Raw genomic sequence first — 14,498 nt, 5'->3', positions numbered from 1 at the left:
GGCGACCGCCAGCGCGGCGGTCGCGGCGTCCCCGGCGCCCGTGGGGTTGCCGGCCAGCGGCGGCCCGGTGAGCCGGGCGCGGGCGGCCACGCGGGGCCGGCCGTCGCCGGGCGCGTAGGCCGTCATGCCGGCGGCGCCGTCGGTGACGACGACGTCCCCGGCGCCGAGGCCCTGGAGCAGCGCGACGGCGTCGGCCGGGTCCTCGCGGCCGGTGGCGTCGGCGAGCTCGGAGCGATTGGGCTTGAGCAGGTGGGCGCCGGCCTCGGCGGCCCAGCGCAGCGCGGGGCCGGAGGTGTCGACGACCACCCGGGCCCCCGTGCCGCGCGCGGCCGTGACCAGGTCCGCGAACCGGTCCCGCGAGGTCCCCGGCGGGAGCGAGCCGGAGACGGTGACGACGTCGCCCGGCTCGGTGGCGCGGGCGACGGCGTCGAGCAGCGCGGCCCACTCCGCGCCGGACAGCAGCGCGCCGGGCTCGTTGAGCACGGTGGGGTGCGCGCCGTCGGGCGCGGCGGGCACCACGGTGACGCTCTGCCGGGTGGGGCCGGAGACCGGAACGAGGAGGGCGTCCTGGCCGGCGGCGGCCAGGTCGTCGCGGACCGCGGCGCCGAGCGGCCCGCCCGCGGTGCCGACGGCGAGCGACGGGTGCCCGAGGGCGCGGGCGACGCGGGCCACGTTGACGCCCTTGCCGCCCGCGCGGGCCGTCGCGGTCCGCACGCGCAGGGACTCGCCGGGCACGAGCTCGTCGACCCCGTAGGTGACGTCCCAGGCCGGGTTGGGGGTCACAGCCACGACGCGGGTCACGGGCGGGCCCCCGGGACGGCCGACCAGGCCAGCAGCTCCGCGCCCCGCACGCCCGCCTCGGCGCCGAGCTGCGCGGGCACCACCCGGGGCACGGGGTGGTAGGTCAGCTGCCGGGCCGCGGCGGCGCGCAGCGGCACGAAGAGGTCGTCGCCGGCGCGGACGATCCCGCCGCCGACGACGACCAGCGGCAGGGCCAGCACGCGGACGAGGTCGGCGACCAGCCCGCCGAGCCGCTCGACGCCGTGGTCCCAGACCTGGCGCGCCACGTCGTCGCCCGTCCGGGCGCGCCGCAGCACCTCGGCCGACCCGCGCACCTCGGCGGCGCTCGCCCCGGTGCGCTCGCGGTAGTGGCGGGCGATGCCGGCGGCCGACGCGTCCGTCTCGGGGCAGCCGCGCCCTCCGCAGGCGCACGGGGTGCCGCCCTGCGGGCCGCCGTGCCCGACCTCGCCCGCGTACCCGCCGCCGGGGTAGGGCTCGCCGCGCAGCACCAGGGCCGCGGCGATCCCCGTCCCGACGGACAGGTAGGCGTGGTCGGGGGCGCCGCGGGACGCGCCCGCGCGCCACTCGGCGAGCGCGCCCGCGCGCACGTCGTGCCCGAAGCCGACCGGCAGCCCGGTGGCCTCCGCGACCAGGTCGCGGATCGGGAGGTCCACCCAGCCGAGGTTCTCCGCCTGCAGCACCAGCCCGCGCTCGTCGTCCACCGCGCCGGGGACGGCGAGGCCGGCGGCCGCGACCTCGCGCCCGGCGGGGGCGAGGTCGCGCAGGTCGCCGACGACGTCGAGGATCGAGCGGATCACGGCGTCGGGTCCCTGGTCCGCGCGGGTGGGGACGGTGCGCTGGTCGAGGACGCCGTCGCGGCCCGCGAGGACGGCCTTGACGTCCGTCCCGCCGACGTCGAGAGCGACGACGAGCGGTCCCGGCGGGACGTCGGCGGGTGCGCCGGTCATGACGCCGCGGGGTCCAGGACGACCGAGCGCGTGAGGTTGCGCGGGGCGTCCGGGTCGAGGCCCTGGTGCTCGGCGTTCGCGACGGCGAGGCGCTGCAGGCGCACGAGGGCGACCTGCGGGTCCTCGTCCAGGCGGACCGCGAGGGCCCCGGTGCGGGCGACGTCGTCGGCCAGGCCGGGCACCTCCTCGCCGAGGAGGAAGACGACGCTGGTGTCGTCCGCGACGGAGATCGGCCCGTGGCGGTAGTCCATCGACGGGTACGACTCGGCCCAGGCGAGTGACGCCTCGCGCATCTTCAGCGCGGCCTCGTTGGCGATGCCGACGGCGGGCCCGCGGCCGAGGAACACGTACTGGCGGCGGCCCACCCAGGTCTCGGGCAGCGGCTCGGCGACGGCGGGCTCGGCCGCGTCGGCGAGCGCCTCGAGGTCGTCGCCGAGGCCGGCGCGCAGCAGGCCGAGGGCGGAGGTGGCGAACCGCGTCTGCACGACCGAGGTCTCGTCGGCGAAGTCGAGCACGACGGCGTGGTCGGCCTCGGTGACGGCGGGGGAGTCGGGGTCGCCGACGATCGCGAGGGTGGGCTGGGTGCCGCGGACGCGGGCGAGCAGCTCGCGGATCTCCGTGGTGGTGCCGGAGCGGGTGACGGCGACGACCAGGTCGTAGCGGCGCCCGGCGGGGAACTCGCTGCCGGCGAAGGCGTCGGTCTCCCCGAGGCCGAGCTCCTCGCGCCGGGCGGCGTAGGCCTGCGCGACGAACCACGAGGTGCCGCAGCCGACGACGGCGACCCGGGCGCCGGCGGCGGGCAGCAGGTCGGCGCGCTCGCGCGCGACGGCCGCCGTGCGCCGCCAGATCTCCGGCTGGCTCGCGATCTCGGCGGTGACGTGGAATCCGGTCATGTCCCTGGCCCTCCTGGTGATTGCTTGAACATGATCAAGTCTGCCATGAAACGCGCACTAATGGTCGCAGCGACCTCGGGTGAACCGGCGCGCCCCATGGTCGGCGTGCGCAGCCGGTGCGCCGATCTCGTGCGCGTGCCGTCCCCGGGTGCGGTACCCGCGCCGGGACGCGCGATACTGGCACCGTGACTGCAGTGAACCTCGGCATGCCGACCCCGCCCGCTCCCACGCTGGCCCCTCGCCGGAAGTCCCGCAAGATCCAGGTGGGCAAGGTGGCCGTCGGTGGGGACGCGCCGATCAGCATCCAGTCGATGACCACCACCCCGACCACGGACATCAACGCGACCCTGCAGCAGATCGCGGAGCTGACCGCCGCGGGCTGCGACATCGTCCGCGTCGCCGTCCCGACGATCGACGACGCCGACGCGCTGCCGGCCATCGCGACGAAGTCCCAGATCCCCGTCATCGCGGACATCCACTTCCAGCCCAAGTACGTGTTCGCCGCGATCGACGCCGGCTGCGCCGCCGTCCGCGTGAACCCGGGCAACATCCGCAAGTTCGACGACCAGGTCAAGGAGATCGCCAAGGCGGCGTCCGACGCCGGGGTCTCGCTGCGGATCGGCGTCAACGCCGGCTCGCTCGACAAGCGCCTCCTGGAGAAGTACGGCAAGCCCACCGCGGAGGCCCTCGTGGAGTCCGCCGTGTGGGAGGCGAGCCTGTTCGAGGAGCACGGCTTCCACGACTTCAAGATCTCCGTCAAGCACAACGACCCCGTGGTCATGGTGCGCGCGTACGAGCTGCTCGCCCAGCGCGGCGACTGGCCGCTGCACCTCGGCGTCACCGAGGCGGGCCCCGCGTTCCAGGGCACGATCAAGTCGGCCACCGCGTTCGGCGCCCTGCTGAGCCAGGGCATCGGCGACACGATCCGCGTCTCCCTGTCGGCTCCCCCGGTCGAGGAGGTCAAGGTCGGCACGCAGATCCTGCAGGCGCTGAACCTGCGCCCCCGCAAGCTCGAGATCGTCTCGTGCCCGTCGTGCGGACGCGCCCAGGTGGACGTCTACACGCTCGCCGAGAAGGTCACCGCCGGCCTGGAGGGCATGACCGTGCCGCTGCGGGTCGCGGTCATGGGCTGCGTCGTCAACGGCCCGGGCGAGGCCCGCGAGGCCGACCTCGGCGTCGCGTCCGGCAACGGCAAGGGCCAGATCTTCGTCAAGGGCGAGGTCATCAAGACCGTGCCCGAGGCGATGATCGTTGAGACGCTCATCGAGGAGGCCATGCGCATCGCGGAGTCGATGCCCGCCCCGGAGAACGACGAGCAGGCCGGCGCTCCCGTGGTCTCGGTGAGCTGACGGCGCGGCGCCCGGTGCGACGGCGTCCGGCACGATGACGGTGGGGCCCACGGCGGCGAAGGGGGCGTGATGGGCGGCTGGCGACCGGCGGTACGCCCGCGCGGCGGGTCCGCGCGGGGGCTCGACGCGCGCCGGCCCCGCGCCCGGGTGCTCGGCCAGGGGGACCTCGTCGAGGCGCGCGCCCTGTGCGCCCTCGACCCGGTGACCTCGGTGCTCGCGGCCGCGCGGCTCGAGGCGGCCTCCCTCGCCGGCCTCGCCGCCGCCGGCGGGCAGGTCTGGGGTTTCCCCGCGACCGGCCCGCTCGCCGCGGTCTGCTGGTCCGGTGCGAACCTCGTCCCCGTGCTGTCTCCCGGGCTGACGGGGCAGGACGCCGACGACGCCGTCGCCGCGTTCGCCGCCCTCGCGCGGGCGCAGGGCCGCCGCTCGTCGTCGATCGTGGGGGAGCGCACGGCCGCGCTCGCCCTGTGGGAGCTGCTCGCCCCGCACTGGCCCCGGGCGCGGGAGGTCCGCGCGGACCAGCCGTCGCTGGCCATCGCGCGCGACCCCGACGTCGAGCCCGACCCGGCCGTGCGGCGCTCCACCCTCGAGGAGGTGGACGTCGTGCTGCCCGCGTGCGTGCGGATGTTCGCCGAGGAGGTCGGGTACGTCCCCGCCGCGTCCCCCGGCAGCGCCTACGCGCTGCGCGTGCGTTCCCTGGTCGCCGAGGGGCGCTCGTTCGTCCGCGTGGACCCGGACGACCCGCCCGGTGTCGTCGCCTTCAAGGCCGAGCTCGGGGCCGTGGCCGGCGGCGTGGCCCAGGTGCAGGGCGTCTGGGTGGACCCCGTGCGCCGCGGCCAGGGTCTCGCGGCGGCCGGCATGGCGGCGGTCGTGGTGACCACGCGGGCCGAGGTCGCCCCCGTCGTCTCGCTGTACGTCAACGCCTTCAACGCCCCGGCGCTCGCCACGTACCGCCGCGTGGGCTTCGAGCAGGTCGGCACCTTCACGACCGTCCTCTTCTGAGGCGCGTCCCTGCTCGCAGCGCCCGGACGGCGCGCGCGTCGATGATCGGTCGTGATCGGTCGGCCCGGAAATAAGTCACTCACGCTCTTGACAGCGATGTGGCGCGCCTCCAGAATGACGAAACTGCTTTCGCAACGGTGATGAAAGCTACTTCGAAATTGGGGTCAAGGATGTCTGCCATCGACGTGAAGCTCGTGGCCCAGTGCCTGGCGAGCCTGCGGGACCTGGGCCGCGTGACGATCTCGGACCTGGCCGAGCGCACCGGCCTGTCGCGCCCGACCGTCACCGCGGCGCTGGGCGAGCTCGTGGAGTCCGGGCTGGCCGTCGAGCACGAGGCGCGGGTGGCGTCGGGGCGGCCGGCCCGCACCTACTCGCCGGTCGCGGGCTCGCCCGTGGTCGTGGGCATCGACCTGACGCGCAGCGCCGTGCGCATCGTCGTGGCCGACCGCACCGGGCGGGTGCTGGGTCGCCAGGACGCCGAGATCGCGCCGCCGACCACGGCCCAGCCCTCCCTGGCCCCCGTCCGGGCTCTGCTCCAGCAGACCCTGGAGCGCGCCGGGCACCGGCCGTCGAACGTCGCGGCGATCGGCGTCGCGGTCGCCGGCCTCATCGACGAGGACGGCATCCTCGTCTCGGCCCCGCAGATCACCGCGTGGAACGGTCGGGACGTCGCCGCGATGTTCACCGAGTCCTTCGGGGCGCCGGTCGTCGTCGACAACGACCTGTCGCTCGCCGCCGAGGCCGAGTCCCGCGGCGGCGCGCTCGCCGACGCCGAGACGGGCGTCTATGCGCTCACTTGGCACCACGTGTCGGCGCGGGTCACCGCGGACGGCCACGTGCTCCGCGGCCGCCGCGGGCGGGCGGGGGAGGTCGGCCTGCTCCGCGCGTTCAGCGACGTCGAGGTGCCGCCCGGCACCCTGCTCGAGGCCGTCCCGCGGGTCGGCGCCCAGCTGCGGCGGCTGCGCGACGACCCGGCCGACCTCTCGGGGCTGGCGGCGCTGGAGTCGCTGAGCGCCGCGATGGCGCCGGCGCTCGCCGCGCTGCTGCTCACCGTCGACCCCGACGTCATCGTCCTGGGCGGCGAGCTCGGCGAGTACGCCGACCTCGTGGCCGGGCCGCTCGCCGAGGGCATCCGCACCGCGGTGACCGGCATCGAGGCCGGCCCGCGGCTCATCCGCGGCGGGGAGCTGGGCGCCGACGCCGCGGTCCTCGGGGCCCTCGGCCTGGCCTTCACCCAGCACTCCACCCGCATCTACGGGCTGCCGGACGTCCCGGCGCCCCTCGTCACCATCGATCCGGAGAACGAAGAGATGAGCACCGCACGCGTCGCCGAGACGACCCCCTTCCGAGCCGCCGCGATCGGCATCGGCGCCCGCGCCGGCGTCGCGCTGCACGTCACGGAGGCGGGCGGCAGCGTCGTCGCCGCCGTCGACCCCGACCCGCGCACGCACGCCCGCGCCGCGCGCCTCTTCGGCGACGTGCCGGTGTTCGCGTCCGTCGCGGAGCTGATCGCCTCCGGCCTCGAGGTCGACGGCGCGTTCGTCACCACGCCGGACTTCACCCATGCCGACGTCTCCGTCGAGCTGCTCGAGGCCGGCATCGCCACCTACATCGAGAAGCCGCTGGCCATCTCCATCGAGGACGCCGACCGCATCCTCGAGGCCGGTCACCGCACCGGCACCAAGGTGTACGTGGGCCACAACATGCGCCACATGCAGGTCGTGCGGATGCTCAAGGACATCGTGGACCGCGGCGAGATCGGCGAGGTGAAGGCGATCTGGTGCCGCCACTTCGTCGGGCACGGCGGCGACTACTACTTCAAGGACTGGCACGCCGAGCGCGGCAAGGCCATGAGCCTGCTGCTGCAGAAGGGCGCGCACGACATCGACGTCATGCACTGGATCGCGGGGACCTCCACCCGGTCGGTCGTCGGCGTCGGCGACCTCGCCGTCTACGACAAGGTCGACTCGCGCCGCGACAACTCCGACCGCCGCATGGGCGACTGGTTCTCCATGCAGAACTGGCCGCCGCTGGCCCAGCAGGACCTCAACCCCGTCATCGACGTCGAGGACATCTCGATGATCATGATGCGCACCGACTCGGGCGTGCTCATGAGCTACCAGCAGTGCCACTTCACCCCGGACTACTGGCGCAACTACACGGTGATCGGCACCGAGGGACGCATCGAGAACTTCGACGACGACGCCGGCGGCGAGATCCGGGTGTGGAACGCCCGCAGCGACTACCTCGAGAAGGGGCACGTGCGCTACCCGATCGAGGACGGCGGCGACGGCGGGCACGGCGGCGCCGACCCGCTGACGGTCGCGGAGTTCGTCGAGTTCGTCCGGCGAGGCACGCCCACCGACACGAGCCCGGTCGCCGCACGCGACGCGGTCGCGGCCGGCATCGGCGGCGCGCTGTCGATCCGCTCGGACTCCGCCCCGTTCGAGATCCCCCGGCTCCCCGAGGAGCTGCTCGACTACTACGCCGCCCACCAGCCGGCTCGCCGCTGATGCTCCGGTACGCGCTGCGGCGCATCCTGATGATGGTCCCGACCCTCATCGGCTCGACGTTGCTCGTCTACCTGCTGGTCTTCCTCATCCCCGGCGACCCGGTCACCCGGCTCGCCGGGGGAGAGAAGCGGCTCTCGGACTCGACGATCGCGGCGATCCGGGACCAGTACCACCTCGACGACCCGTTCCTCGTGCAGTACGCGAAGTACCTGTGGGGCGTGCTGCACGGCGACTTCGGGCACGACTTCAACGGCAACTCCGTGTCCACGCTGATCGCGACCGCGCTGCCCTACACGGTGGTGCTGGCCCTGACGGCGTTCCTGCTCAAGCTCGTCATCGGCGTGTGCCTGGGGGTCTGGGCGGGGCTGCGCCAGGGCAGGCTGCCGGACAAGCTCAACCTGGTCTTCACGATCTTCTTCCTGGCGGTGCCGGGCTTCATCGTCGCGTACTTCTCGCAGTACGTGTTCGGCATCAAGCTGCACTGGCTGCCGATCTCCGGGGTGCAGGCCGGGTTCCCGCTGGCGTTCGTCATGCCGGCGCTGGTGCTCGCGCTCGAGACCGCGTCCCCGCTGGCGCGGCTGAGCCGCACCAGCCTGGTCGACACCATGCGGTCGGACTACATCGTCACCGCGACGGCGAAAGGGCTTCCTCCGCGTCGGATCATGTGGGTCCACGCGCTGCGCAACGCCTTCATGCCCGTCGTGACCTACCTCGGGCTGAGCATGGCCGCGCTGCTGGGCGGCTCGGTGCTCATCGAGACGATCTTCAACCTGCCCGGCCTGGGCGGGACGCTCGCCCGGGCGATCGACACGCAGAACGGGCCGGTCGTCGTCGGCGTCTCGGTCTTCCTGCTCCTGTTCTACCTGGTCGCGGCCCTCGTCGTGGACCTCCTCTACCCGATCATCGACCCGAGGGTGCGCCATGCCTGAGTCCACCGTCGCGCCGCCGGCCGCCGCCGCTCGCCGGGGGCGCCCCCGCAGCGGCCTGCGCAGCCTGTGGAAGAGCCCGTGGTTCGACCTCGCGGTCCTCATCATCGCCGTCGTCACGCTCATGGCCCTGTTCCCGACGCTGTTCACCCAGCTCGACCCGCGCGACTGCGACCTGTCCCAGTCGCGCCTCGGGCCGGCCCCCGGCCACCCCATGGGCTTCGACATCCAGGGCTGCGACTACTGGTCGAACATCGTCTACGGGGCGCGCACCTCGCTCGAGGTGGGCGTCTACACCGCGGTGATCTCGTTCGTCGTCGCGCTGGTCGCCGGCTCCCTCGCCGGCTACTTCGGCGGCGTCGTGGACTCGATCATCTCCTGGACGTCCAACGTGGTGCTCGGCATCCCCGTCGGCATCGCCAGCCTCGTGATCCTGTACCAGTTCCGCTCCCGCACGGTGTGGACGATCGTGCTCGTCCTCGTGCTGTTCAGCTGGGCCGCGACCATGCGCTACATGCGCAGCTCCGTCATGCAGGTGCGCAACCTCGAGTACATCCAGGCCGCCCGCGGCCTGGGCGTCGGCCCCTGGCGGATCCTCGCCTCCCACGTGGTCCCCAACGCCGTCACGCCGCTCATCGTCATGACGACGCTGTCGGTCGGCGCCGGCATGGCCGCCGAGGCGGGCTTCTCGATCCTCGGCGTGGGGCTCAAGCTGCCGGCGTTCTCCTGGGGCATCCAGATCGCGCTGGCGAGCCAGGACGGCAACTGGCAGATCGCGCCGCTCCTGATGTTCTTCCCCGCCCTGATGCTCGGGCTCACCACGCTCGCCTTCGTCGTGCTCGGCGAGAGCCTGCGCGACGCCCTCGACCCGAAGGCCCGCCGATGACCGCGCTCCTCGACGTCCAGAACCTCTCCCTCGAGTTCCGCTCGCCCGGCAACCCGCCGATCGCCGCGCTGCAGGACGTGAGCTTCACCCTCGACCGCGGCGAGACCCTCGCCGTCCTCGGCGAGTCGGGGTCCGGCAAGAGCATCACCGCCAAGGCGATCATGGGCATCCTGCCTCGGCCGGCGTCGCGCATCACGGGTGGCCGGATCCTGTTCGACGGCGACGACCTGCTCACGCTCCCGCCGGCGAGGCTGCGCCAGGTGCAGGGCGCGCGCATCGCGATGGTGTTCCAGGACGCGCTCAGCGCTCTCAACCCGGTGCAGACCGTGGCGACCCAGATCGCCGAGCTCTACCGCGTGCACCGCGGGATGGGGAAGAAGCAGGCGCACGACGCGGCGGTCGAGATGATGCGGGCGGTGCGGATCCCCGACGCGGCGAACCGCGCCGGCGACTACCCGTTCCAGTTCTCCGGCGGGATGCGCCAGCGGATCATGATCGCGATGGCGCTGGCGCTGGACCCGGACGTCCTCATCGCGGACGAGCCGACCACCGCGCTCGACGCGACCGTGCAGGCGCAGATCCTGGAGCTGCTCGCCGAGATCACCGAGCACCGCAAGATGGCGCTGCTGATGATCACCCACGACCTGGGAGTCGCGGGCCAGCTCGCCGACCGGGCTCTGGTCATGTACGCGGGCAGGGTCGCCGAGGCCGGTCCGATCGGCAGCATGTTCGACCGCCCCGCGCACCCGTACACCGAGGGGCTGCTCGGCTCCATCCCGGGTGCCGCGCACCGCGGCGGCGACCTGCCGACGATCCCGGGACTGCCCCCGGACATCGCCCGCCGGCCGCCCGGCTGCAGCTTCAACCCGCGCTGCGGGTACGCGACCCACGAGTGCCGCACGGCGCTGCCGCCCCTGGACGCGTTCGTCGAGGACCGGGCCGCCGCCTGCCACCACAAGGAGGAGGTGCTCGCCCGTGTCGCTGTTGGAGCTTGAGTCGGTGCGCCGCTACTACAAGCAGAAGCACACGATGTTCTCGCGGGGGGCGCACGGGCAGGTCCGGGCCGTCGACGGCGTCGACTTCACGGTCGCCGAGGGCGAGACGGTGGGCCTGGTCGGCGAGTCCGGCTGCGGCAAGTCCACGCTTGCGCGCATCATCTGCGGCCTGGAGGCACCCAGCGAAGGCGTCGTGCGCTGGAACGGCGTCGACGTCGGCGCCATGTCGCACGCCGACCGCAAGAGGCTGCTGCACCGCGAGGTGCAGATGGTGTTCCAGGACCCGCACGCCTCGCTGGACCCGCGCCGGTCGGTCGGGCAGTCGGTCGCGGAGGGCATCACGACGCACCGGCTCCTCCCGGCCTCGCAGGTCGAGGCGCGCGTGGGGGAGCTGCTGACCCAGGTCGGCCTGAACCCCGAGCACGCGCACCGCTACCCGCACGAGTTCTCCGGCGGGCAGCTGCAGCGGATCGGCATCGCCCGCGCGCTCGCCGTCGAGCCGAAGCTCCTGGTGTGCGACGAGCCGGTCTCCGCCCTCGACATCTCGGTGCGCGCCCAGGTGCTGAACCTGCTCAACCGCCTCAAGCGCGAGCTCGGCCTGTCGATCGTCTTCATCGCGCACGACCTCGACGTCGTCCAGCACATGTCCGACCGCATCGTGACGATGTACCTCGGCAAGGTCGTCGAGCAGGGCGGCTGCGACGACGTGTACGGCGCCACCGCGCACCCGTACACCCGCGCGCTCCTCTCGGCGATCCCGCGCAAGCTCGCCCCCGGCGAGCACCTCGAGCGGGTGGTGCTCGAGGGCGACCCGCCGTCGCCGATCGACCCGCCGCCGGGCTGCCCGTTCCACACCCGCTGCTACGCGGCGGTGGAGCGGTGCGCCACCGACGTGCCCGCCCTCGCGCCCGTCCCGGGCGTTCGACCGGCCCACCAGGCCTCCTGCCACCTCGCCGAGCAGATCACCCGGTCGCGCGTCGGCATGGTCTCCACGATCCCTCCCTCTCCCGTAGTTCCCGCCCTGTCCGAAAGGAACCACTGATGAACCGTAGGAGCAGCCGCATCGCGGTCGGCATCGTCGCCGCCGCAGCGTGCACCTCGATGCTGTCCGGCTGTCTCGGCGAGCCCGGGGGCGGCAGCGACGCCGCCGACGGCTCGACGTCGATCGTCGCCGTCAACAACGGCGAGATCGGCCGGATCACCGGCGCCCAGAACCCCGGCAGCCAGATCGCCATGGCGCTCTGCGAGCCCCTGACCGGCATCGAGGAGGACGGCACGGTCTTCATGCGCGGCGCCGAGTCGCTCGAGAGCGACGACCAGGTCCACTGGACGGTGAAGGTGGCCGACGGCCACACCTTCTCGGACGGCACGCCCATCACGGCCAAGACCTACGTCGACACGTTCAACTTCGTGGGCGCCGGCGTCAACGCGATGCCCTCGAACTACGCGTACGGCCCGATCAAGGGCTACGACGAGCTGAACCCCGCCGAGGGCAAGGCGAAGGCCACGGAGTTCTCCGGCATCACGCTCGTCGACGAGAGCACCTTCACGATCGAGACCAAGGCGCCCAACAACGACGTGCCGTACATCCTGTCGCAGCTGGCGTTCTGCCCGATGCCCGAGAGCGCGTTCGCCGACCCGCTGGCCTACGACAAGGACCCGGTCGGCAACGGCGTCTACACGCTCGAGAAGCTCGACCCGCAGGTCGAGGCCGTGCTGAAGAAGGACCCGGAGTACCAGGGCTGGGTGCCTGACGGCGCGGCGGACCAGATCACCTTCCGCGTCTACACCGACACCAACACGGCCTACCAGGACGTCGTGGCGGGCAACGCGGACGTGCTGCGTGACCTGCCGCCCGGCCTCATCGCCCAGGGGCGCAACGCGCTGGGCGACGACGGGCTCACGGCCATCGACCGCAACGCCCTCGCCGCCTACTTCGCGTGGCCCACCTACCTCGACGAGAAGTTCCCGATCGAGGTCCGCCAGGCGTTCTCGATGATCGTGGACCGCGAGACGATCTCGAAGGATCTGTTCAAGGGCGCGACGCTTCCCTGGGGGTCGCTGATGCCGAACTCGGTGGACGCCTACCGCGAGGACGCGTGCGGGAAGTACTGCACCTACGACCCGGAAGCCGCCAAGGCCCTGATCGAGAAGTCGGGGTTCACCGGCACCATCCCGCTGAACTACTCGTCGGAGAGCACCACCGACGCGGCGACGGCGCTCGCCATCTCCAACTCCGCCAAGGAGATCGGCCTGGTCGTCGAGCCCAAGCCGGTGCCCGCGGCCGCCCTCTCCGAGACCGTCAACTCCTACGGGCTGGACGGCCCGGTCATCCAGCTGTGGGGCTCGTCGTTCCCCGCGGCGTCCGAGTGGGTGGCGTCGGTGTACATCGACGCGAACTACCGCCTCAAGTACTCCGACCCGGTGGGCGAGGCCGCGGTCGCCGCGGCGCTCGCGGCCAAGACCCCGGACGAGTCGATCGCGCAGTGGCAGAAGGCCGAGGACCGCATCCTCGCCGACCAGGTGCTGCAGCCGCTGTACCAGCAGGTCCGCTACATCGCGCACACGCCGTGCGTGGTCCCGCACGCCGCGGGCGGCGACCAGCAGATCTACCGCACCGAGGTCACCTGCTCCTGAGCGGGGGACGGACAGGAGCCGGGTGGGGCGGCGCGCCCCGCCCGGCTCCTGGGCAGGGCGGCAGGTGCTCGACCCCCGCGAGTTGCCGCGAGGGGTCCGGATCGTGAGACAGTTCACCGCGGTGGCCGCGCGACGACGTGGGGCCGGGTGACGACGGGTGTCAAGGAGAGCTGAGTGAAGGCGCTGTTCAAGCCGGGCCCGGGCGCGGGCCTGGAGCTCGTGGACCGGCCCGAGCCGGAGGCCGGGATCGGCGACGTGAAGATCCGCGTGCTGCGCACCGGGATCTGCGGCACCGACCTGCACATCGAGCGGTGGGACGACTGGGCCGCGTCCACGATCACCACGCCGCTGGTGCCGGGGCACGAGTTCGTCGGCGAGGTCGTGGAGGTCGGCGAGCTGGTGCACGACGTCGCCGTGGGCGACATCGTGTCCGGCGAGGGGCACATCGTCTGCGGCACGTGCCGCAACTGCCGCGCCGGGCGTCGCCAGATGTGCATCCGCACCCAGGGCCTGGGCCTGCACCGCGACGGTGCGTTCGCCGAGTACGTGGTACTGCCCGCGACCAACGTGTGGGTGCACCACGCGGGCGTCGACCTCGATGTCGCGGCGATCTTCGACCCGCTGGGCAACGCGGTGCACACCGCGCTCGCGTTCCCCGTGATCGGCGAGGACGTGCTCGTCTCGGGCTGTGGGCCGATCGGCCTCATGGCGATCGCCGTCGCCCGGCACGCGGGCGCGCACCTGGTGGTGGGCACCGACGTGAGCCCGGCGCGCCTGGAGATGGCGCGGGCGATGGGCGCGGACGCGGCCCTCGACGTGCGCACGGCGCGCGTCGCCGACGCCCAGCGCGAGCTGGGGCTGCGCGAGGGCTTCGACGTCGGCTTCGAGATGAGCGGCGCGCCCAGTGCGCTGCCCGAGATGATCGCGAACATGAACCACGGCGGCCGGATCGCGATGCTCGGCCTCCCGGCCGGGCCGATCGCCGTCGACTGGGGCACGGTGGTGACGCACATGCTCACGCTCAAGGGCATCTACGGCCGCGAGATGTTCGAGACGTGGCAGGCGATGGACGCGATGCTGCGCACGAGCGAGACGCTGCGCACGGCGATCGCGTCGGTCGTCACGGACCGGCTCCCCGCGAGCCGGTGGCACGAGGGCTTCGAGGCCGCGGCCTCGGCGCACGGCGGCAAGGTGGTACTGGACTGGACGGACTGGGCGGACGGGGCGCAAGGCCACGCCGGGGTGGAGGACTACTGATGTACGGGACGTTCCGGGAGCACGTGGCGGGTGAGCTCGCCGAGATCGAGCGCGCGGGCCTGACGAAGCGCGAGCGCGGCATCGCGGGCCCGCAGGGCGCCCGCATCAGCGCCGACGGCGCGGAGCTGCTCAACTTCTGCGCCAACAACTACCTGGGTCTCGCGGACGACCCGCGCATCCTCGCGTCGGCGCGTGACGCGCTGGACACCTGGGGCTACGGCCTCGCCAGCGTGCGCTTCATCTGCGGCACGCAGGACCAGCACCGGACGCTCGAGCAGCGGCTGGCGGGCTTCCT

General features: G+C 73.4%; 12 protein-coding genes and 1 pseudogene. 10 read left to right on the top strand and 3 right to left on the bottom strand.

Annotated elements, in window-relative coordinates; translation table 11 throughout:
- The 3 genes from ACFWDO_RS19725 to ACFWDO_RS19715 form a co-directional block, all read right to left on the bottom strand.
- Positions 1-801, bottom strand: an 801-nt coding sequence (locus tag ACFWDO_RS19725) for a 1-phosphofructokinase family hexose kinase (RefSeq protein ID WP_380347120.1), incomplete at its 3' end; no start/stop codon positions are given.
- Positions 798-1,748 carry an ROK family protein gene (locus ACFWDO_RS19720; RefSeq protein WP_380320507.1) on the bottom strand — a complete coding sequence of 317 codons (951 nt, stop codon included), beginning with the start codon at positions 1,746-1,748 and terminating at the stop codon, positions 798-800. The genes ACFWDO_RS19725 and ACFWDO_RS19720, both read right to left, overlap by 4 nt.
- On the bottom strand, positions 1,745-2,641 hold the full coding sequence (locus ACFWDO_RS19715) for an SIS domain-containing protein (RefSeq protein ID WP_380320510.1): 897 nt from the start codon (positions 2,639-2,641) through the stop codon (positions 1,745-1,747). The genes ACFWDO_RS19720 and ACFWDO_RS19715 overlap by 4 nt, the downstream gene beginning before the upstream one ends.
- Positions 2,642-2,847: 206 nt before the next feature.
- On the opposite strand from ACFWDO_RS19715, the gene ispG reads away from it, so the two are divergent.
- The 10 genes and pseudogenes from ispG to ACFWDO_RS19665 form a co-directional block, all read left to right on the top strand.
- Complete coding sequence (ispG, locus tag ACFWDO_RS19710) at positions 2,848-3,990, top strand: flavodoxin-dependent (E)-4-hydroxy-3-methylbut-2-enyl-diphosphate synthase (RefSeq protein ID WP_380320538.1); 1,143 nt, start codon at positions 2,848-2,850, stop codon at positions 3,988-3,990.
- Positions 3,991-4,059: 69 nt separating this feature from the next.
- Entirely contained in the window at positions 4,060-4,989 is a 930-nt protein-coding gene (locus tag ACFWDO_RS19705; protein ID WP_380320513.1) for a GNAT family N-acetyltransferase, read from the top strand.
- 170 nt (positions 4,990-5,159) lie between these two features.
- Positions 5,160-7,502: an ROK family protein gene (locus ACFWDO_RS19700; protein WP_380320516.1), complete on the top strand. Its 2,343-nt coding sequence runs from the start codon at positions 5,160-5,162 to the stop codon at positions 7,500-7,502.
- Positions 7,502-8,431, top strand: a complete 930-nt coding sequence (locus ACFWDO_RS19695) for an ABC transporter permease (protein ID WP_380320520.1) — start codon at positions 7,502-7,504, stop codon at positions 8,429-8,431. The genes ACFWDO_RS19700 and ACFWDO_RS19695 overlap by 1 nt, the downstream gene beginning before the upstream one ends.
- Entirely contained in the window at positions 8,424-9,314 is an 891-nt protein-coding gene (locus ACFWDO_RS19690; protein ID WP_380320523.1) for an ABC transporter permease, read from the top strand. Before ACFWDO_RS19695 ends, ACFWDO_RS19690 begins: the two co-directional genes overlap by 8 nt.
- Positions 9,311-10,309 carry an ABC transporter ATP-binding protein gene (locus ACFWDO_RS19685; RefSeq protein WP_380320526.1) on the top strand — a complete coding sequence of 333 codons (999 nt, stop codon included), beginning with the start codon at positions 9,311-9,313 and terminating at the stop codon, positions 10,307-10,309. Before ACFWDO_RS19690 ends, ACFWDO_RS19685 begins: the two co-directional genes overlap by 4 nt.
- On the top strand, positions 10,290-11,351 hold the full coding sequence (locus tag ACFWDO_RS19680; protein ID WP_380320529.1) for an ABC transporter ATP-binding protein: 1,062 nt from the start codon (positions 10,290-10,292) through the stop codon (positions 11,349-11,351). The genes ACFWDO_RS19685 and ACFWDO_RS19680 overlap by 20 nt, the downstream gene beginning before the upstream one ends.
- On the top strand, positions 11,351-12,946 hold the full coding sequence (locus tag ACFWDO_RS19675; protein WP_380320532.1) for an ABC transporter substrate-binding protein: 1,596 nt from the start codon (positions 11,351-11,353) through the stop codon (positions 12,944-12,946). Before ACFWDO_RS19680 ends, ACFWDO_RS19675 begins: the two co-directional genes overlap by 1 nt.
- Before the next feature lie 174 nt (positions 12,947-13,120).
- Positions 13,121-14,203, top strand: coding sequence for an L-threonine 3-dehydrogenase (gene tdh, locus ACFWDO_RS19670; RefSeq protein ID WP_380347118.1), 1,083 nt, complete (start codon positions 13,121-13,123; stop codon positions 14,201-14,203).
- Positions 14,203-14,498: pseudogene (locus ACFWDO_RS19665) on the top strand (glycine C-acetyltransferase); the annotation flags it as partial. The gene tdh and the pseudogene ACFWDO_RS19665, both read left to right, overlap by 1 nt.

It is taken from the genome of Isoptericola sp. NPDC060185, assembly GCF_042728595.1.
GTDB lineage: Bacteria > Actinomycetota > Actinomycetes > Actinomycetales > Cellulomonadaceae > Isoptericola.
The sequence above is the reverse complement of the archived record's forward strand: the minus strand, read 5'-3'. Positions and strand labels throughout refer to the sequence as shown.